The following is a 19,204-nucleotide window of genomic DNA, read 5'->3' as shown; positions in this document are numbered from 1 at the left end:
AGAATGCTTGTTGCCCTTCTTCTGTGGACGAGCCGCTTTTGCCGTCGTACGAGTACGGCCACGACCACCCTCGACCTCACGGTCATTTTCGTCTTCTGCCTGGCGAGCGTGCTGAGAAGTGGTGACGTGATAATCGCTCTTATCCTCTTCACCTTTAGCCTTCTCTTGCTCTGCCCATACACCAGCATTTTCTTCAGCCATACGGCGGGCTTCTTCAGCTACGCGACGCGCATCTTCTTCGAGCTTACGACGCGCTTCTTCTTCCGCTTTACGCTTCAGGTCGGCTGCTTCGGTTTCACGACGGGCTTTTTCTGCCTGGGCGGTTTTGGTCATTTCGTCAGTTTGTTGATTGCTCACTTTGTCTTTTTCCGCCGCGTCACGCTTCGCTTTATCACTGGCATCGCGCTTCGCTTTTTCTGCGGCCTCACGTTCAGCTTTTAATACTACCTCACGCTTGGCTGTTTCTTCTGCCTCACGATGGGCTTGCTCTTCCGCTTCACGCTGCGCCTGCTCTTCCGCTGCAAGGCGCTCGGCCTCTTGCGGATCACGTTTTACAAAGGTGCGTGTCTTGCGGACTTCGATTTGTACCGATTTACTTTTTCCACCGGTACCTGGAATGTTTAACGTGCTACGCGTTTTGCGCTGCAGCGTCAACTTGTCAGGCGTAGAACCGTGTTCACGGTTCAGGTGCGCTAACAAAGTTTGTTTTTCTTGTGCAGTTACTGAGTCATCAGCAGCCTTTGGGATCCCTGCATCAGCAAATTGCTGTACCAGGCGGTCCACAGGGGTCTGAATTTCAGCAGCCAGTGATTTTACAGTTACATCAGTCATGCTGTTCCTTCCTGCTACAGTTTATTACGCTTCGTCGCCGAACCAGCAAATATTACGTGCGGCCATGATGAGCTCACCCGCTTTCTCGTCGGTCAAACCTTCGATATCAGTCAAGTCATCAATGCCCTGATCGGCGAGATCTTCCAGCGTACAAACACCGAGGGCAGCCAGCTTGAATGCCATTGCACGATCGAGACCTTCAAGGTTCAGCAGATCGTCAGCCGGTTTGTTATCACCGAGGCTTTCTTCCTGAGCCAGCGCCAACGTAGTCAGTGCGTTTTTCGCACGTTCACGAAGTGCCTCAACGGTCTGTTCGTCCAGTCCGTCAATTTCCAGCAGTTCTTTCATTGGCACATAGGCCAGTTCTTCAAGGCTTGAGAAACCTTCTTCTACCAACACGGTCGCGAAGTCTTCATCAATATCGAGATATTTGGTGAAGGTGTCGATAGCCGCGTGCGCTTCCGCCTGGTGCTTCGCCTGCAGATCGTCAACGGTCATGACGTTGAGATCCCAACCACTCAGCTGAGACGCCAGACGCACGTTCTGGCCGTTACGACCAATTGCCTGCGCCAGGTTGCCCGCTTCTACCGCGATATCCATGGTGTGCTTGTCTTCGTCAACGACGATAGACGCTACATCCGCCGGAGCCATCGCGTTAATCACGAACTGTGCTGGATTGTCGTCCCACAGAACGATATCAATACGCTCACCGCCCAGTTCTGTTGAAACAGCCTGAACGCGCGCACCGCGCATACCCACGCAAGCACCCACTGGGTCGATACGCTTATCGTTGGTTTTCACTGCGATTTTCGCACGAGAACCAGGATCACGCGCAGCGGCTTTGATTTCGATAACTTCTTCGCCGATTTCCGGCACTTCAATGCGGAACAGTTCGATCAGCATTTCCGGCTTAGAACGCGTAACGAACAGCTGAGCACCACGCGCTTCCGGACGTACTGAATACAGTACACCACGAATACGATCGCCCGGACGGAAGTTTTCGCGCGGCAGCATATCTTCACGCAGGATCACAGCTTCAGCATTGCTGCCCAGATCCAGAGAGATGTTATCGCGGTTCACTTTCTTGACCACGCCAGTGATGATCTCACCTTCGTGCTCACGGAACTGATCAACAACCATCGCACGTTCCGCTTCGCGGACTTTCTGCACGATAACCTGCTTAGCGGTTTGAGTGGTGATACGGTCGAAGGTCACAGATTCAATCTGATCTTCAACGTAGTCGCCCACGTTCATGCTTTCATCTTCGTAGCGAGCCGCTTCCAGCGTGATTTCGCGAGTCGGCAGCGTAACTTCTTCGACCACTACCCAACGACGGAAGGTGTCAAAGTCACCGCTCTTACGATCAATGCTAACGCGAACCTCAATTTCTTGTTCGTATTTTTTCTTTGTAGCCGTTGCCAGTGCACTTTCCAACGCTTCGAAAATCTTCTCGCGCGGCAGCGACTTTTCATTGGAAACGGCTTCAACAACAGCCAAAATTTCTTTGTTCATCGGGGCCTTTCACCTCAATCCAGACTGTTAAAAGTGGGGAACCAGGTTCGCCTTCTGGATGTTACTCAGCGCGAACACTTCATCTTTGCCTTCGACTGTAACAGTGATCATCTCACCGTCTACCGCTTTGATAATGCCCTGCCATTTACGACGGTTCTGAACCGCCATTCGCAGGACCAGCGTGACCTCATCACCGAGGAAACGCGTGTAATGTTCAGCGGTGAACATTGGACGGTCGAGCCCTGGTGAGGAGACTTCCAGGTTGTAAGCGACGGTAATGGGGTCTTCGACATCCATGACAGCACTGACCTGGTGGCTCACATCAGCACAATCATCAACATTGATGCCATTCTCACTATCAATATAGATGCGCAGCGTGGATGTGCGACTGCGAATGAATTCGATGCCGACCAGCTCGAAGCCCAGAGCCTCAACTGGCGCCGTAAGCATCTCTGTTAATTTCTGTTCTAATGTGGACAAGCCCACCCCCAAGACATAAAAAAAGGGCATAAAGCCCAGTTATTCTTTAGTCAGATAACAAAAAACCCCGATAAATCGGGGCTTTAGATAACTGAACCCTATAACCGCAAATGCGGTCTGGAGTACTTTCCGTGAGAATTCTTTCAAATCCAGCGACGATTAGGAAGAGTATATTTGAAAAAAAACTCAAAGGGAAAGTGGTTGCGGGGGCCGGATTTGAACCGACGACCTTCGGGTTATGAGCCCGACGAGCTACCAGGCTGCTCCACCCCGCGCCTGAAACGTGGCATATTTTACTCATTCAGAGCAAAAAACGCAAATACTGCTGGGATTTGGTACCGAGGACGGGACGTAAAATCGGCCTGTAGTATATTGAAATTTCATCGGTTCTGTCAACTCATTCATATTGATAATTGCCGGGGCATAAAAAACCTGATGTTATGCATAATGTTAATGTCTTGAAGGGAAGATTTTTACGTTAAAACGTATGAATCACTTCCTGTTCCCGAAAAAAGATGATTAAATGAAAACTCACTTATTTTGCATAAACATGCAGTAAGCGCTAAAGCACTTACCTCACCACAGTCTGGCAAGCAGGGTTTTACTTTATGACGACGATTCTCAAGCATCTTCCATCTGGTCAACGTATTGGTATCGCTTTCTCCGGTGGTCTGGACACCAGCGCCGCACTGCTGTGGATGCGAAAAAAAGGGGCGGTGCCTTACGCCTACACCGCCAACCTCGGTCAGCCCGATGAAGAGGATTACGATGCAATCCCACGCAACGCAATGGCCTATGGCGCAGAAAACGCCCGCCTCATCGACTGCCGTAAGCAACTGGTTGCAGAAGGGATCGCAGCGATCCAGTGCGGAGCCTTCCATAACACCACGGGCGGCCTGACCTACTTTAATACCACCCCACTTGGTCGTGCTGTCACCGGCACCATGCTGGTTGCCGCAATGAAAGAAGATGATGTGAACATCTGGGGTGACGGCAGCACTTACAAAGGCAATGATATCGAACGCTTCTATCGTTATGGCCTGCTGACGAACGCCGAGCTGAAAATTTACAAACCGTGGCTCGATACAGACTTCATCGATGAACTCGGCGGCCGCCAGGAGATGTCCGAATTCATGGTGGCCTGCGGATTCGATTATAAAATGTCCGTCGAAAAAGCTTACTCGACAGATTCCAATATGCTCGGGGCAACGCACGAGGCGAAAGATCTGGAATTCCTGAACTCCAGCGTCAAGATCGTCAACCCCATCATGGGCGTGAAATTTTGGGACGAAAACGTCAAGATCCCGGCAGAAGAAGTCACTGTTCGCTTCGAAAAAGGCCATCCGGTAGCGTTAAACGGCCAAACCTTTAGCGATGACGTTGAAATGATGCTCGAAGCCAATCGCATCGGTGGTCGTCATGGCCTCGGCATGAGCGATCAGATTGAAAACCGTATCATCGAAGCGAAAAGCCGTGGGATCTATGAAGCGCCAGGTATGGCCCTGCTACATATTGCCTATGAACGTCTACTGACAGGCATCCATAATGAAGACACCATCGAGCAATATCATGCTCATGGTCGTCAACTGGGTCGCCTGCTGTATCAGGGTCGCTGGTTTGACTCTCAGGCGCTGATGCTGCGTGATGCGCTTCAACGCTGGGTCGCAAGCGCAATTACAGGTGAAGTGACACTGGAACTGCGCCGTGGCAATGACTATTCCATCCTGAATACAGTTTCTGACAACCTGACTTATAAGGCAGAGCGATTGACGATGGAGAAAGGTGACTCGGTGTTCTCACCGGACGATCGTATTGGTCAGTTGACCATGCGTAATCTGGACATCACTGATACGCGCGAAAAACTCATTGGCTACGCTAAAACCGGGCTGTTGTCTGCATCGTCCGGAAATGGTCTTCCGCAAGTAGAAAACCGTGAAGCGCTGACCAAAAAATAAACAACACTCTTTGTTTTTGGCCGGTTCGCCGGCCTTTATTATTTTTGTATCTAATAATGATTGCCAATCCTACACATTTTTTCGACCATGTGAGGTTTTTAAGTCCATTTTACCTGTCAGTATCCCCTCGCGTGCATTACCATGTTCTCTATAAATTCTGACAGAAGAAATTGTCATTGTTCATGAGGATCTCTATGCACATTGCCCCCCCGATTCGCCCACAACAGGCAATTAATCGACTTCTCGATGCCCTTGAACCACACGCAACACCGATCAGTGCCGTCGCAAGGAAAAAACTGAACTGGCAATACAAAGGGAAACAGCAAATTTATCTCTTCAGAGAAGGAGAGATATCAATTCTACGTGACTCAGATGGACTATTAATGATCACGGTCTATGAAGGGCATGTCTTTGGTATCGCGGAAATTTTACAGCCAATGCGCGGGCATGTTTTGCGCACAGAAATAGAATCGGTTGTCTTACGCATGGATGCCGAAGAGGCCATTCGTATTATCAAAGAACAAAATCTTTGGGAAGATGTCACCTCACTGCTGGCATATCACACCTCTTATTTGGCGTATCGCGACGCCCTGGTTTTGCAGCAACGCACCTATGCTGTCATACGCAGCCATTTAATGGAAATGATCCTTCTTCCTGAAGAAATGCGCATGCGTATATCTATCCTCGATTATATACAGGACAGAACACATCTTTCACGCAGTAGTGTCCTCAACGTATTGTCGGCGTTGAAGAAAGGAAAATATATCCAGTTCATTCGCGGTGGTTATTTGCAACACATTGAATCCCTGCCAGAAAAATTCTAATCTCCCGAAATGCCTTCTGTAAATTAATTACAGCAGAAGGCTTTTACATTTCCAAACAATTATAAACCTTTCGACAATTAACTGTCTAAAACCCCATCCATATTTAAAATTAAACGACTTAGAATTAACCAATAATAACATTCATCTATATCTTAACGGCCTACGCTATTCAGTAACCTCATTGGTTTTCGAATTCAAAATAGGATCGAGATTAGAAATGAAAAAGACACTTGTTGCTCTGATTGTTTTAAACGCGTGTGCCATGTCCACCGCATTTGCTGCTGGTGATGCTGGTACCTGGTACAGCGGTGCTAAATTCGGTTGGTCTCACTACGCTGATGTCAGCGGTAGCAAAAACTTCAATGACAGCCTTTCTGCTTCAAACGATTTCAACGTTGATCATGACAATGTAGGCGGCGGCGTGTTCGGCGGCTATCAGATCAACAACTGGCTGGCAGTTGAAGGTGGTTACGACTATCTGGGCAACATGCAGTTCAACGGTAACCATGGCGTAAACGGTGCCAAAATGAAGAGCCAGGGCCTGCAACTTTCTCTGAAAACCAGCTATGCGCTGACCAATGACTGGGATCTGTATGGTCGCTTCGGTGCCATGGGCTACCGTGCTGAGACCGACGTTGCCGGTCACAACAACTTCGAAACTGGCGTTCGTCCACTGGTTGCTGCCGGTACCGAGTACGCCTTCGCCAAAAACTGGGCTGGCCGTCTGGAATACCAGTGGGTTAGCAACGTGGGCAACTCTAACCAGATCGGTCTGAGCTCTGACATCCACTCTGTAACGGCTGGCGTTGTATACCGTTTCGGTCAGCATGATGACGTAGCACCAGTTGTTGCCGCACCTGTTGTTGCACCAGAAGTAAAAACCTTCAACCTGAAGTCTGACGTGATGTTCGGTTACGACTCCGCCACGCTGACTGACGAAGGTAAAGCTGCAATCAACCAGCTGTACAACACGCCAGAAATGCAGGCTGCTAAAGGTCACTCTACCACTGTGATCGGCTACAGCGACCGCACCGGTAAAGCTGAATACAACCAGGAGCTCTCTGCTCGTCGTGCTCAGGCTGTTGCTGACCAACTGGTAAGCCAGGGTATGCCTGCTGCTGAAATCCAGACCGAAGGTCGTGGCGCAAGCGATTCTGTAACCGGCAGCACCTGTGACAACCAGACTGGAAATGCACTGATCAGCTGCCTGTCCCCGGATCGCCGTGTAGTGGTACAGATTTCCGGTCAATAAGCTTTCTCGCGATAGCAAACACTTGATTCATTTGCCCGATCACACGCATCGGGCTTTTTTTATTTGAAGGACCAATTATGCGTATGATCAAACTCAAAACGGCTCTACTGCTTGCGACACTTACCACCGCAGCGGCAGCCAATGCCTCTATCAATCTTCACGGCGAAGCCGGAGAGAAATTCACTAATCTGTCTGCGAGTTTCGGCGCGAACGACCCTGGCCTGACCTTCAATGGTAATTGGGCCCATAGCGACAACGATGGTGATATTGCAGGTCTTGGAATGGGACTGAACGTCCCGTTAGGCCCCGTACTCTTCACCGTGGGCGGTAAAGCGTTGTACCTGAATCCTAAAGACGGTGACGAGGGTTACGCCGTAGCCGTTGGCGGTGGCGCACAGGTCCCACTGGGTGACTTCATCACCGTGTTTGGTGATTACTACTACTCACCGGACTCACTGTCGAGCGGTGTAGATGATTACATGGAAGCGAATGCGGGTGTCCGCGTGCGAGTCATCAAATCCATGACTATTGAAGGTGGTTATCGCTACATGGAAATGGCGGGGAAAAATGGTCATCGTGATAATACGCTGGCCGATGGTGCCTACGCTGGTGTCAACTTCAGTTTCTAAGCTATACCAGAGATTGCCGGAAAACCGGCAATCCTCTTCACTTCAGTCTATCTTCAGACCGTAGCTTTCAGCGGCTTCAGCATTTCATTAATCGCTTTCAATCCCGCAATATTCCCGTCTTTACGATACGTCTCATTCATTGAGGAAATCTGCTCGAGTTTTGATAACGCCGCAAATACACGGTGGGCATCACTGTGAGTATCAAGAACCTCGGACGTTTTTACATCCTGGAGCATATTGGTTTTCAGCGAATACTGCAGCTCACTGAGGCGTGCAGCATTTTCCTTATAGCAATTATTTACCGTGGCGTTATCTGCCGTTGCGTTATTTTGCGCGTGAACGACATGTACTGGCATATCTTGTATTTCTTCGACTGTCGTTACAGATGACGAACTGCTGCAAGCGGTCAGCATTAATACGCCCGTTAGGGCTACGATTCTGGATATATTCACGACGTCTTCATTCCTGCGAGTTGATGTAAAAACAAACGAAACCGACTTTATCGGTTAATCGCAGAACCCAACAGGAGATCTTCGTTTATAAAAAAACTACGGGGAAGCAGAAAGGACAAAAACAAAAAAAGACGTCTTTCGACGTCTTTCTTCTGGAATATTGGTACCGAGGATGGGACTCGAACCCACAAGCCCGTTAGGGCACTACCACCTCAAGGTAGCGTGTCTACCAATTCCACCACCTCGGTACTGAAAATCTTAGTGCGGGATATCGCTGCTCGGCTGTGCCGGTGCTGCTGGCTGAGTCTGCTCCGATTTAGGTGCAGTCAGGTTATCCCACTCGCTTCCTTTACTGGTCTTATTGGTATTGATGTTACCCAGAACCAGACTGATGATGAAGAACAGCGTCGCCAGAACTGCAGTCATGCGGGTCATGAAGTTACCAGAACCACCTGAACCAAACAGCGTAGCGGATGCGCCTGCTCCGAAGGAGGCTCCCATATCAGCGCCTTTACCTTGCTGCAGCATGATCAGACCAACAAGGCCAATCGCAACAAGAAGGAAAATCACCAGAAGAGCTTCGTACATAATCAACCTGTTCCTTGCGGTATTACCGCATACCAATTGCTTCAACCAATTAAGCGGGACTTTTTAATGTTTCCCACTGAAGCGGGTGTGAATACTAACCAAAGCGAATGGGGTTCGCAAGGGCAATTTTGACGCATTGTATCAAGTGCGGAAAAAAACAGCAAAAACCAAAGTAGCGTTCAACAAAAAGGCAGCAAATGCCGCCTTTTTAGACAGTTAAAGCCAGCGTTACACCGCCTTCACCGCATCAGCAATACGGTTCGCAAAGGCATTAACCTGTGTATCATCTTCGCCTTCAACCATAACGCGAATCAGAGGCTCAGTGCCTGATTTGCGTAACAGGACACGGCCACGGCTACCCAGAGCGGCTTCAACCTCAGCCGTCACGCTTTTCACCGTTTCGTGCTCCAGCGGGTTTTCGCTGCCGTCGGTATAGCGAACATTAACCAATACCTGCGGGAACATCTTCATGCCGCTGCATAGATCTTGCAACGTCATGTGATTGCGCGCCATTGCCGCCACTACCTGTAACGCAGCAACAATTCCGTCTCCCGTCGTGGTTTTATCGAGCAGGATCACGTGACCGGAGTTTTCAGCCCCGATGCTCCAGCCCTTTTCCTGCATTTTCTCCAGCACGTAGCGATCGCCTACTTTCGCGCGGGTGAACGGGATCCCTAACTGTTTGAGTGCAACTTCAAGACCCATATTACTCATCAGCGTGCCGACTGCACCGCCGCGCAACTGGCCCTGACGCAACCCTTCACGGGCGATGATGTAGAGGATCTGGTCGCCATCAACTTTATTGCCTTCATGGTCAACCATGATCACGCGGTCGCCATCGCCATCAAAAGCGATACCCAAGTGCGCTTTCTCGGCCAGGACACGAGCCTGCAGCGCACGGACGTCTGTGGCACCCACTTCTTCATTGATGTTCACACCATTTGGCTCACAGCCGATGGTGATAACCTGCGCACCCAATTCACGGAACACATTCGGCGCGATGTGGTAGGTTGCACCATTCGCGCAATCCACAACAATTTTCAGCTCGTTGAGCCGCAGTTCGTTCGGGAAGGTCGCTTTACAGAATTCGATATAGCGCCCTGCTGCATCGACAATCCGGCTAGCTTTACCGAGTTCTGCAGAATCCACACAGGTGAGATCTTTTTCCAGTTCCGCTTCAATCGCTTCTTCAACCGAATCGGGCAATTTAGTGCCATCGATGGTGAAGAATTTAATCCCGTTGTCGTAATACGGGTTGTGGGATGCGGAAATCACGATCCCTGCCTCTGCGCGGAATGTACGGGTCAGATAGGCAACCGCAGGCGTTGGCATCGGGCCGGTAAAGGAAGCGGACAGCCCGGCGGCAGCCAAACCGGCTTCGAGTGCAGATTCCAGCATATAACCCGAAATACGCGTATCTTTACCGATGATCACTTTACGTGACCCATGGCGAGCCAGCACTTTGCCTGCGGCAAAACCCAGCTTGAGCACAAAATCAGGGGTAATTGGGCTATCGCCCACGCGACCGCGAATGCCGTCGGTGCCAAAATATTTACGGTTACTCATAGCGTTTGTTTTCCTTTGCAGCAAGGGTGGCTTCCACCACACGCATCGCTTCAACTGTCTCTTTCACGTCGTGAACGCGAATAATTTGTGCCCCCTGCATCGCCGCAATCACCGCACAGGCCAGACTGCCGCTCAAGCGCTCGGTCGGTCCGACATTCAGTAATTGGCCAATCATCACTTTTCTCGACATTCCGACCAGCAACGGCAGGTCAAAACGGTGAAGTTCTGATAAACGAGCAAGCAGCGCGTAATTGTGGGAGAGATTTTTACCGAAACCGAATCCTGGGTCGAGTAACAATTTATCTTTTGTGATACCAGCCGCTTCACAGCGCGCGATATGCTCAATAAAAAAGCGATTCACATCCGCAAAGACGTCATCATACTTTGGCGCGTCTTGCATCGTACGTGGCTCACCCTGCATATGCATTAAGCAGACAGGCAGACCCGTTTCGGCAGCGGCTTCCAGCGCACCCGGTTCCGTAAGTGAACGGATGTCATTGATGATATGCGCGCCAACACGAGCCGACTCACGAATCACTTCGGGTTTAGAGGTATCCACAGAAATCCATACTTCAAAACGCTGAGCAATGGCCTCAATCACAGGAATAACGCGGGAGAGCTCTTCGTCAACACTGACTTCGGCCGCACCAGGGCGGGTTGATTCACCGCCGATATCGACAATTGTCGCACCGGCATTAATCATCAGATTGGCATGTTTTACCGCTTCGACCAGCGTGTTATGCGCCCCGCCATCAGAAAAAGAATCTGGCGTAACGTTTAGAATGCCCATCACATGCGGATAAGCGAGATCAAGTGTAGAGCCCTGGGCGAAGAGTTTCATGACGAATCCCTGGTAAAGTGAGTATTAGCAAATAAAAAAACCCCAGAGCGTTCGCCCCAGGGTTTTCAGTTAAAACAGCGTCATCAACGGCGGATAACTTATTTGTCGCCCAACTGTTCTGACATGGTATTGCCTGGGTTCGGCGTACGCGGTTCATCGACCGGACGCGGAGCACGCGGGGCGCCATTATTGTCAGAATTGTTGCTGCTACCGTTACCGTCTTCCCAGCCAGCTGGCGGTCGGACATCACGACGAGCCATCAGGTCATCAATCTGCGGTGCATCGATGGTTTCGTACTTCATCAATGCGTCTTTCATGGTGTGCAGAATGTCCAGATTTTCGTTCAGAAGCTGACGTGCACGCGCATAGTTGCGCTCAATCAGCAGCTTCACTTCCTGGTCGATGATACGCGCGGTTTCATCGGACATGTGTTTCGCTTTTGCTACGGAACGGCCCAGGAACACCTCACCCTCTTCTTCCGCATACAGCAACGGACCGAGTTTTTCAGAGAAGCCCCATTGGGTAACCATGTTACGTGCCAGGTTAGTCGCGACTTTAATGTCGTTGGACGCACCGGTAGAAACATGTTCTGCACCGTAGATAATTTCTTCAGCCAGACGACCGCCGTACAGCGTGGAGATTTGGCTTTCCAGTTTCTGACGGCTGGCGCTAATCGCATCGCCTTCAGGCAGGAAGAACGTCACACCCAATGCACGACCGCGCGGAATAATCGTCACTTTATGCACCGGATCGTGTTCCGGCACCAGGCGACCAATAATCGCGTGACCGGCTTCGTGATACGCGGTGGACTCTTTCTGCGCTTCCGTCATCACCATGGAGCGACGTTCCGCACCCATCATGATTTTGTCTTTCGCTTTTTCGAACTCAACCATCGACACGACACGTTTGTTACCGCGGGCGGCAAACAGAGCGGCTTCGTTGACGAGGTTCGCAAGATCCGCACCCGAGAAGCCTGGTGTGCCACGCGCAATGATTGCCGCGTCAATATCCGGCGCCAAAGGTACGCGACGCATATGAACTTTGAGGATCTGCTCGCGGCCACGAACATCTGGCAGGCCAACGACAACCTGACGGTCGAAACGGCCTGGACGCAGCAGTGCAGGGTCAAGTACGTCTGGACGGTTCGTTGCAGCAATAACGATGATGCCTTCATTACCTTCGAAGCCATCCATCTCAACCAGCATCTGGTTCAGTGTCTGCTCACGTTCATCATGACCGCCGCCCAACCCTGCGCCACGCTGGCGACCTACGGCGTCGATTTCATCGATGAAGATAATGCACGGTGCCGCTTTCTTCGCCTGTTCGAACATGTCACGCACACGAGATGCACCGACACCCACGAACATTTCGACGAAATCAGAACCTGAAATTGTGAAGAAAGGCACTTTCGCTTCGCCGGCAATCGCTTTCGCCAGCAACGTTTTACCGGTCCCCGGAGGGCCCACCATCAAAACGCCTTTTGGAATTTTACCGCCCAGCTTCTGGAAACGGCTTGGCTCGCGCAAGTATTCAACCAGTTCCGCCACTTCATCTTTCGCTTCGTCACAACCTGCAACGTCGGCAAAAGTGGTCTTGATCTGATCTTCCGTCAGCATGCGCGCTTTGCTTTTACCGAACGACATGGCGCCTTTACCGCCGCCGCCCTGCATCTGACGCATGAAGAAGATCCAGACACCAATCAGCAGAAGCATCGGGAACCACGAAATGAAGATAGAAGCCAGCAGGCTTGGTTCTTCAGGCGGTTCGCCAACCACTTTCACGTTTTTGGTCAGCAGGTTATCAAGCAGCTTAGGATCGTTTACCGGAATGTAAGTCGTGTAACGGTTACTATCTTTCTTGGTAACGTTGATCTCACGTCCGTTGATACGCGCTTCGCGTACCTGGTCCTGATTGACCTCTTGCAGGAAGGTAGAGTAATCCACCTTACGGCCATTTGACTCGCTGGGCCCAAAGCTCTGGAATACTGACATCAGCACTACCGCGATGACCAGCCAGAGGATTAGGTTTTTCGCCATGTCACTCAAGGGATTAACCTCTTATTACAACTGTGTTAATAACAGCGTCAGGTTACTATACATCCGACGCATTTCATACCGCTGCCGTACTGGCATAGGCTTAAAACGGTCGGGTTATGGTTTTCGCCCGGTCGCTACAATGTACACTTCACGCGAACGTGCACGCGAAGAGTCCGGCTTACGCACTCTAACTGTGGTAAACAGGGAGCGAATTTCCTTAAGGTACTCCTCGAAACCTTCGCCCTGAAACACCTTCACTAAAAAACTGCCGCCTGGTGCCAATACATCACGAGACATCTCAAGCGCCAGCTCCACCAGATACATGGCACGGGGAATATCCACCGCTGGTGTTCCGCACATGTTTGGAGCCATATCGGACATGACAACCTGGACTTTACTGTCACCTACACGTTCAAGTAACGCTTTCAGGACTAATTCATCACGAAAATCGCCTTGAAGGAAGTCCACACCAACAATTGGATCCATAGGTAAAAGATCACAAGCGATGATGCGGCCGCTACCCCCGATCTGGGTCACTGCATATTGTGACCATCCTCCGGGTGCAGCACCGAGATCGACAACTGTCATTCCCGGCTTAAAAAGTTTGTCACTTTGCTGTATTTCATCAAGTTTAAACCAGGCACGAGAACGTAACCCTTTTTTCTGTGCCTGAAGAACATATTTATCGCTAAAGTGTTCCTGGAGCCATCGACTCGAGCTGGCAGAACGCTTTTTACCTGTCATTTAACATTCCCATCGGGGCAGATCATCATAGCCGGCTACGTAAATATTCACGGCCGATTTGGCGATAGTTGAGAGATGGCGGTAGAATGAACCGTTTTCAATCCCAACGTAAGCAAAAATATACGATGAATCTGAGTACTAAACAAAAACAGCACCTGAAAGGTCTGGCACATCCGCTCAAGCCGGTAGTTATGCTTGGCAACAATGGTTTGACCGAAGGGGTACTGGCCGAGATTGAACTAGCGTTGCAACACCACGAACTCATCAAGGTGAAAATCGCCTCGGAAGACCGCGAGACTAAAGTCCTGATCGTGGATGCTATCGTTCGCGAAACCGGCGCCTGTAACGTACAGGTCATCGGTAAAATGCTGGTTCTTTATCGCCCAACTGCAGAGCGTAAAATCTCTCTGCCACGTTAAGAGTAACCTGAATTGAACACATTTGATGTGTAAAACGAGGGGTTTCCGCGGGCAGGTGAGCAAAATGCCACGCTCTTAACGTTGATAAAAGGCCGCTAAGCGGCCTTTTTCTTATCTTTACATTGTGTCAACAACAGCGATTACACGTAATCCACTTTGATGATTTCATATTCCACTTCGCCGCCAGGCGTCTGGATAGTCACCACATCATCCTGCTCTTTGCCAATCAGGCCGCGGGCGATAGGCGAATTGACGGAGATGAGGTTCTGCTTAAAATCAGCCTCGTCATCACCGACAATGCGCCAGGTGGTTTCTTCATCGTTATCCAGATTCAGCACTTGCACGGTCGCGCCAAAAATCACACGGCCCGTTTTCGGCATTTTGGAAATATCAATAACCTGAGCGTTTGAGAGCTTCGCTTCAATATCCTTGATGCGGCCTTCGCAGAAACCCTGCTGCTCACGGGCGGCATGGTATTCAGCATTCTCTTTCAGATCGCCGTGCTCGCGAGCATCAGCAATGGCTGCAATGATTTCAGGGCGACGAACAGACTTCAGGAAATCCAGTTCTTCGCGCAGTTTTTCGGCACCGTGTAAGGTCATCGGAATCGCTTGCATGAGTTATACCTCTCCATCATTCCTTCAGGCCCAGCGTTGGCTGCAGCCCTGCACTTCAACCGGCAACCCATCCGGGGCCAGAAGATAAGCAAAAAGAAAACTGACCCGGAACAAAAATTCCAGGCCAGCGGCAATTTTTCTGTTTGATGCGTATTTTACCCTGAAAGTTCACTGTGGGTCATCGTTTACTTTACCGGGCGTTGCACCGTAGTATGGCTGTTTGATTCCAGGTTGTTAGCGCGAGATTATGCGATTTTCCAGATTTATCATCGGATTGACCACCAGTTTAGCTTTTAGTGTCCAGGCCGCGAACGTTGATGAGTACGTCACCCAGCTCCCGGCGGGCGCTAATCTGGCCCTCATGGTTCAAAAAATCGGGGCAAAGGCACCTGATATTGATTACCACAGCCAACAGATGGCACTGCCAGCCAGTACTCAGAAGGTGATAACCGCGCTGGCGGCGTTGTTGCAGCTCGGGCCTGATTTTCGTTTTACCACCACTCTGGAAAGCAAAGGCAGCGTAGATAACGGGATTTTAAAAGGTGACCTTGTTGCACGATTTGGCGGCGATCCGACGCTAAAACGTCAGGATATTCGCAATATGGTCGCAGTTTTGAAAAAATCCGGTGTGCAGCAAATCGACGGGAATGTGTTAATTGATACCTCTGTTTTCGCGAGCCACGACAAAGCCCCAGGCTGGCCGTGGAACGATCTGACGCAATGCTTTAGCGCGCCACCGGCAGCCGCGATTGTCGATCGTAACTGCTTCTCTGTTTCACTCTATAGCGCGCAAAAACCCGGTGATTTAGCCTTTATTCGCGTGGCATCCTATTACCCGGTGACCATGTTCAGCCAGGTGCGCACCTTACAGCGCGGTTCGGGTGAAGCGCAGTATTGTGAGCTGGATGTCGTGCCTGGCGATTTGAACCGCTATACGCTCACAGGTTGCCTGCCACAGCGCACCGACCCATTACCCCTCGCCTTCGCTATTCAGGACGGTGCCAGCTACGCTGGGGCGATTTTGAAAGACGAATTGAAGCAAGCCGGTATCACTTATAGCGGCACACTGTTGCGCCAGACCCTGGTTAATGAACCTGGCACCGTCATTGCCAGCAAACAGTCAGCGCCGCTGCATGATTTGCTGAAAATTATGTTGAAAAAATCGGACAACATGATTGCCGATACGGTGTTCCGGACGATTGGTCACGCACGTTTTGGCGTTCCAGGCACGTGGCGAGCGGGTTCCGATGCCGTCCGTCAGATCCTGCGTCAGCAGGCTGGTGTTGATTTAGGCAACACCATTATTGCCGATGGCTCCGGCTTGTCGCGGCATAACCTGATTGCGCCCGCGACCATGATGCAGGTGTTGCAATACATCGCACAGCACGACACCGAGCTTAATTTCATCTCTATGTTGCCGCTAGCGGGTTATGACGGCTCTCTGCAATACCGCGCGGGTCTGCATCAGGCGGGTGTGGATGGTAAGGTTTCGGCGAAGACGGGTTCGTTACAAGGCGTGTATAACCTCGCAGGCTTTATTACCACCGCCAGCGGTCAGCGGATGGCATTCGTGCAATATCTGTCGGGCTATGCAGTGGAGCCTGCCGATCAGCGCAATCGTCGCATTCCGTTGGTTCGCTTCGAAAGTCGATTGTATAAAGATATTTATCAGAACAACTAAAACGACAAAGGCTCCCGATGGGAGCCTTTATTTTAACGACAGAGCAATAAATTAGCGTTTGTAAACGAACTCAACGCCTTCTTCGTCGTCTTCATCCCAGTCGTCCCAATCTTCATCTTCATCGTCTTCAACAGCCACTTCTTCAAGCTGCTCACGATGATAGTCATCCCACATGAACTCAACTTTTTCAGCCAGTTTCTCTTCTTCGACTTTCACCACTGGGTTTTCGATGATGAAGGTCATCACATCCCAGCAAAGATCTTTCACGCCTTGCTGGCTTGCAGCGGAGATCAGGTAGAACTTATCTTCCCAGCCAAGCGCATCAGCAATGGCTTTCGCCTTTTCTTCTGCGGCAGCTTTGTCCATCAGGTCGATTTTGTTGAACACCAGCCAGCGTGGTTTGCCTGCCAGTTTCTCGCTGTATTTTTCCAGCTCACCGACGATGATACGGGCGTTTTCTACCGGATCGGAACCGTCGATAGGCTCAATGTCGATGAGGTGCAACAGCACGCGGCAGCGCTCGAGGTGTTTAAGGAAGCGAATCCCCAGACCAGCGCCTTCTGCTGCGCCTTCAATCAGACCTGGAATATCGGCAACAACGAAGCTTTTTTCGCTATCCATACGCACAACACCGAGGCTTGGCACCAGGGTAGTAAACGGATAATCAGCAACTTTTGGCTTCGCGGCAGATACCGCACGAATGAAGGTAGATTTACCCGCATTCGGCATGCCAAGCATCCCGACATCGGCGAGTAGCATCAACTCAAGCTGCAAATCACGCTTGTCACCTGGCGTACCCATCGTCTTCTGACGCGGAGAACGGTTGACGGAAGACTTGAAACGGGTGTTGCCAAGGCCGTGCCAGCCGCCCTTTCCTACCATCAGGCGCTGACCGTGAGTGGTCATATCGCCCATGGTTTCGCCAGTACCCTGATCGATAACACGCGTACCGACTGGCACTTTTACTGTGACGTCTTTACCACGTTTACCCGTACAGTCACGGCTTTGACCATTCTGTCCACGCTCAGCGCGGAACGCTTTCTCAAAGCGATAGTCAATCAGGGTGTTAAGGTTTTCATCGGCTTCCAGCCAGACATCACCACCATCGCCGCCATCGCCGCCATCCGGGCCGCCACGAGGAATATATTTTTCACGACGGAAGCTAACGCAACCATTGCCGCCGTCACCTGCCACAACCAGGATCGTTGCTTCATCAACAAACTTCATTTTACTCTCCGTAAATCATTCGCCTGAGCGGGGTAACGGTACAACCGCTTCACGCTTACGCCACCGTCCCCATAGACGATGACCAATGGCGGAATACATCGCGCCCGCAACCACGACAAACGCACCGAGATAACCTAAAAGGTTCAACATCGGTCTGGCGAAGAAATCGGGCCAGGCCATTGATAATAAATCTGAAAATAACAACGTAAACAGAGGAGTCAGCGTGATTAACGCGCTCACCTGCGCCGCCTGCCAGCGCGCCATGGCCTCCGCCAGCGCACCATAACCCACCAGGGTGTTTAACCCACAGAAAACCAGGCAGGCAAGTTGCCAGTCGCTCAATTGGGTAATCACACCCGGTTTTGCTAATGGCAGCAAGGCTATCGTACATAAAGTGTACAGCAAAAATAAGATTTGCTGTGAGGCCAGTCTACGCAATAACACCTTTTGCGCGACGCCATAACTCACCCAGACCGTAGCTGCCCCGACGCCAAAAATGACGCCCCAGGTGTAATCAGTCAGGCGAGTAAAAATTTCCAGCAAACTGGTGTTGAAAAACATCACCAGACCGCAGAGCAGCATTATCGCGCCAATGACCTGTGTTCCGCGCATCTTCTCTTTCAGGATAAAGACACTGGCAACCATCATACCCACAGGCGACAACTGACCTATCACCTGTGAGGCGGTAGGGCTCAAATACTGTAGCGACGAACTGAACAGAATAAAGTTTCCGAACAACCCCCCAGTGGCAATAGCGAGCAACACCAGCCAACGAGGCTTACGGAAAAGTTGCAGCGGCGGTAACTTACCTTTGATGGCAAGAATCGCCCCCAGGCCGATGCCGGCCATCAGAAAGCGGTAGAATACGATGGTCGGAGGTTCCATCACCTCCAGCACCTGCTTCATTGCAATTGGCAACGCACCCCAACATATTGCGGTGGTGAGCGCCAAAAGAATACCAATGCCCGCCTGCTGTTTCATGCCCGTTTATCCCTATACGAAATTTTCCGGACTTCTAATGTAAAAAGCCCCGCAACACGTTGCGGGGCTTTCATCCGTTACCGGACCGAAAAACTTACTCAGCAACGATGCTGATGTACTTACGGTTGTTCGGACCTTTAACTTCGAATTTCACTTTACCGTCTGCTTTAGCAAACAGAGTGTGGTCACGACCACAACCAACGTTGCTGCCAGCGTGGAATTTAGTACCACGTTGACGAACGATGATGCTACCCGCCAGAACAGTTTCGCCACCGAAGCGTTTTACGCCAAGGCGTTTTGCTTCTGAGTCGCGACCGTTACGAGTTGAGCCGCCAGCCTTTTTATGTGCCATTTAATCTACTCCTCAGGTCTTAGGCGCTGATGCCAGTGATTTTCACATCAGTGAACCACTGACGATGGCCTTGCTGCTTACGATAGTGTTTACGACGACGAAACTTAACAATCTTAATTTTCTCGCCACGACCGTGAGCAACAACTTCAGCTTTGATTACGCCGCCATCAACGAAAGGAACGCCGATTTTGACTTCTTCACCGTTTGCGATCATCAG

The 19,204-nt window shown here is 50.7% G+C and carries 20 protein-coding genes and 2 tRNA genes; 6 read left to right on the top strand and 16 right to left on the bottom strand.

The genetic code is table 11. The features are described from left to right. From VH187_RS07475 to VH187_RS07460, 4 genes are all read right to left on the bottom strand, one after another. The coding region (locus VH187_RS07475; protein WP_329700838.1) for a translation initiation factor IF-2 associated domain-containing protein at positions 1-831 on the bottom strand (831 nt) is incomplete at its 3' end. 24 nt (positions 832-855) lie between these two features. Continuing rightward, positions 856-2,343 carry a transcription termination factor NusA gene (gene nusA, locus VH187_RS07470; protein ID WP_329700837.1) on the bottom strand — a complete coding sequence of 496 codons (1,488 nt, stop codon included), beginning with the start codon at positions 2,341-2,343 and terminating at the stop codon, positions 856-858. A gap of 27 nt (positions 2,344-2,370) precedes the next feature. Then, the gene (gene rimP, locus VH187_RS07465) at positions 2,371-2,823 is read right to left on the bottom strand and encodes a ribosome maturation factor RimP (RefSeq protein WP_329700836.1); all 453 of its coding nucleotides are present in this window, start codon (positions 2,821-2,823) and stop codon (positions 2,371-2,373) included. Positions 2,824-3,021: 198 nt separating this feature from the next. After that, positions 3,022-3,098, bottom strand: a tRNA-Met gene (locus tag VH187_RS07460). A gap of 333 nt (positions 3,099-3,431) precedes the next feature. Here VH187_RS07460 and argG point away from each other — a divergent pair. From argG to VH187_RS07440, 4 genes are all read left to right on the top strand, one after another. After that, positions 3,432-4,778: an argininosuccinate synthase gene (argG, locus tag VH187_RS07455; protein WP_329700835.1), complete on the top strand. Its 1,347-nt coding sequence runs from the start codon at positions 3,432-3,434 to the stop codon at positions 4,776-4,778. 194 nt (positions 4,779-4,972) lie between these two features. Beyond that, on the top strand, positions 4,973-5,602 hold the full coding sequence (locus tag VH187_RS07450) for a winged helix-turn-helix transcriptional regulator (RefSeq protein ID WP_329700834.1): 630 nt from the start codon (positions 4,973-4,975) through the stop codon (positions 5,600-5,602). 217 nt (positions 5,603-5,819) lie between these two features. Then, positions 5,820-6,854, top strand: coding sequence for a porin OmpA (gene ompA, locus VH187_RS07445; protein ID WP_329700833.1), 1,035 nt, complete (start codon positions 5,820-5,822; stop codon positions 6,852-6,854). 77 nt (positions 6,855-6,931) lie between these two features. Next, entirely contained in the window at positions 6,932-7,483 is a 552-nt protein-coding gene (locus VH187_RS07440) for a YfaZ family outer membrane protein (RefSeq protein ID WP_329700832.1), read from the top strand. Between the two features lie 53 nt (positions 7,484-7,536). Here the strand turns inward: VH187_RS07440 and VH187_RS07435 are convergent, their stop codons facing one another. The 7 genes from VH187_RS07435 to rlmE form a co-directional block, all read right to left on the bottom strand. Next, entirely contained in the window at positions 7,537-7,896 is a 360-nt protein-coding gene (locus VH187_RS07435) for a hypothetical protein (RefSeq protein WP_329700831.1), read from the bottom strand. Between the two features lie 200 nt (positions 7,897-8,096). Then, positions 8,097-8,183, bottom strand: a tRNA-Leu gene (locus VH187_RS07430). A gap of 10 nt (positions 8,184-8,193) precedes the next feature. Then, positions 8,194-8,523 carry a preprotein translocase subunit SecG gene (secG, locus tag VH187_RS07425; RefSeq protein ID WP_329700830.1) on the bottom strand — a complete coding sequence of 110 codons (330 nt, stop codon included), beginning with the start codon at positions 8,521-8,523 and terminating at the stop codon, positions 8,194-8,196. A 228-nt stretch (positions 8,524-8,751) separates the two neighbouring features. Continuing rightward, on the bottom strand, positions 8,752-10,089 hold the full coding sequence (glmM, locus tag VH187_RS07420; RefSeq protein ID WP_329700829.1) for a phosphoglucosamine mutase: 1,338 nt from the start codon (positions 10,087-10,089) through the stop codon (positions 8,752-8,754). Further along, positions 10,082-10,930 carry a dihydropteroate synthase gene (gene folP, locus VH187_RS07415; protein ID WP_329700828.1) on the bottom strand — a complete coding sequence of 283 codons (849 nt, stop codon included), beginning with the start codon at positions 10,928-10,930 and terminating at the stop codon, positions 10,082-10,084. Before folP ends, glmM begins: the two co-directional genes overlap by 8 nt. Before the next feature lie 98 nt (positions 10,931-11,028). Next, the gene (gene ftsH / locus VH187_RS07410; protein ID WP_329700827.1) at positions 11,029-12,966 is read right to left on the bottom strand and encodes an ATP-dependent zinc metalloprotease FtsH; all 1,938 of its coding nucleotides are present in this window, start codon (positions 12,964-12,966) and stop codon (positions 11,029-11,031) included. A 114-nt stretch (positions 12,967-13,080) separates the two neighbouring features. Then, complete coding sequence (rlmE, locus tag VH187_RS07405; protein ID WP_329700826.1) at positions 13,081-13,710, bottom strand: 23S rRNA (uridine(2552)-2'-O)-methyltransferase RlmE; 630 nt, start codon at positions 13,708-13,710, stop codon at positions 13,081-13,083. Between the two features lie 125 nt (positions 13,711-13,835). Between rlmE and yhbY the strand changes: the two genes are divergently transcribed. Continuing rightward, complete coding sequence (yhbY, locus tag VH187_RS07400; RefSeq protein WP_329700825.1) at positions 13,836-14,129, top strand: ribosome assembly RNA-binding protein YhbY; 294 nt, start codon at positions 13,836-13,838, stop codon at positions 14,127-14,129. A gap of 140 nt (positions 14,130-14,269) precedes the next feature. Here the strand turns inward: yhbY and greA are convergent, their stop codons facing one another. Further along, positions 14,270-14,746, bottom strand: coding sequence for a transcription elongation factor GreA (gene greA, locus VH187_RS07395; RefSeq protein ID WP_329700824.1), 477 nt, complete (start codon positions 14,744-14,746; stop codon positions 14,270-14,272). Between the two features lie 247 nt (positions 14,747-14,993). Here greA and dacB point away from each other — a divergent pair, with 247 nt between their 5' ends. After that, positions 14,994-16,427 (top strand): serine-type D-Ala-D-Ala carboxypeptidase, encoded by a 1,434-nt coding sequence (gene dacB / locus VH187_RS07390; RefSeq protein WP_329700823.1) that lies wholly within the window; start codon positions 14,994-14,996, stop codon positions 16,425-16,427. A 51-nt stretch (positions 16,428-16,478) separates the two neighbouring features. Here the strand turns inward: dacB and cgtA are convergent, their stop codons facing one another. The 4 genes from cgtA to rplU all read right to left on the bottom strand — a co-directional run. Continuing rightward, a complete protein-coding gene (cgtA, locus tag VH187_RS07385; RefSeq protein WP_329700822.1) occupies positions 16,479-17,654 on the bottom strand; it encodes an Obg family GTPase CgtA in 1,176 nt (391 codons plus the stop codon). A 15-nt stretch (positions 17,655-17,669) separates the two neighbouring features. After that, complete coding sequence (locus tag VH187_RS07380; protein WP_329700821.1) at positions 17,670-18,635, bottom strand: DMT family transporter; 966 nt, start codon at positions 18,633-18,635, stop codon at positions 17,670-17,672. A 94-nt stretch (positions 18,636-18,729) separates the two neighbouring features. Next, positions 18,730-18,987 (bottom strand): 50S ribosomal protein L27, encoded by a 258-nt coding sequence (rpmA, locus tag VH187_RS07375; protein WP_041147406.1) that lies wholly within the window; start codon positions 18,985-18,987, stop codon positions 18,730-18,732. A 19-nt stretch (positions 18,988-19,006) separates the two neighbouring features. After that, a partial coding sequence (gene rplU / locus VH187_RS07370) for a 50S ribosomal protein L21 (protein ID WP_329700820.1) occupies positions 19,007-19,204 on the bottom strand: 198 nt, incomplete at its 5' end.

Origin of the sequence: Scandinavium sp., assembly GCF_036271055.1 — a bacterium.
GTDB lineage: Bacteria > Pseudomonadota > Gammaproteobacteria > Enterobacterales > Enterobacteriaceae > Scandinavium.
The sequence above is the reverse complement of the archived record's forward strand: the minus strand, read 5'-3'. Positions and strand labels throughout refer to the sequence as shown.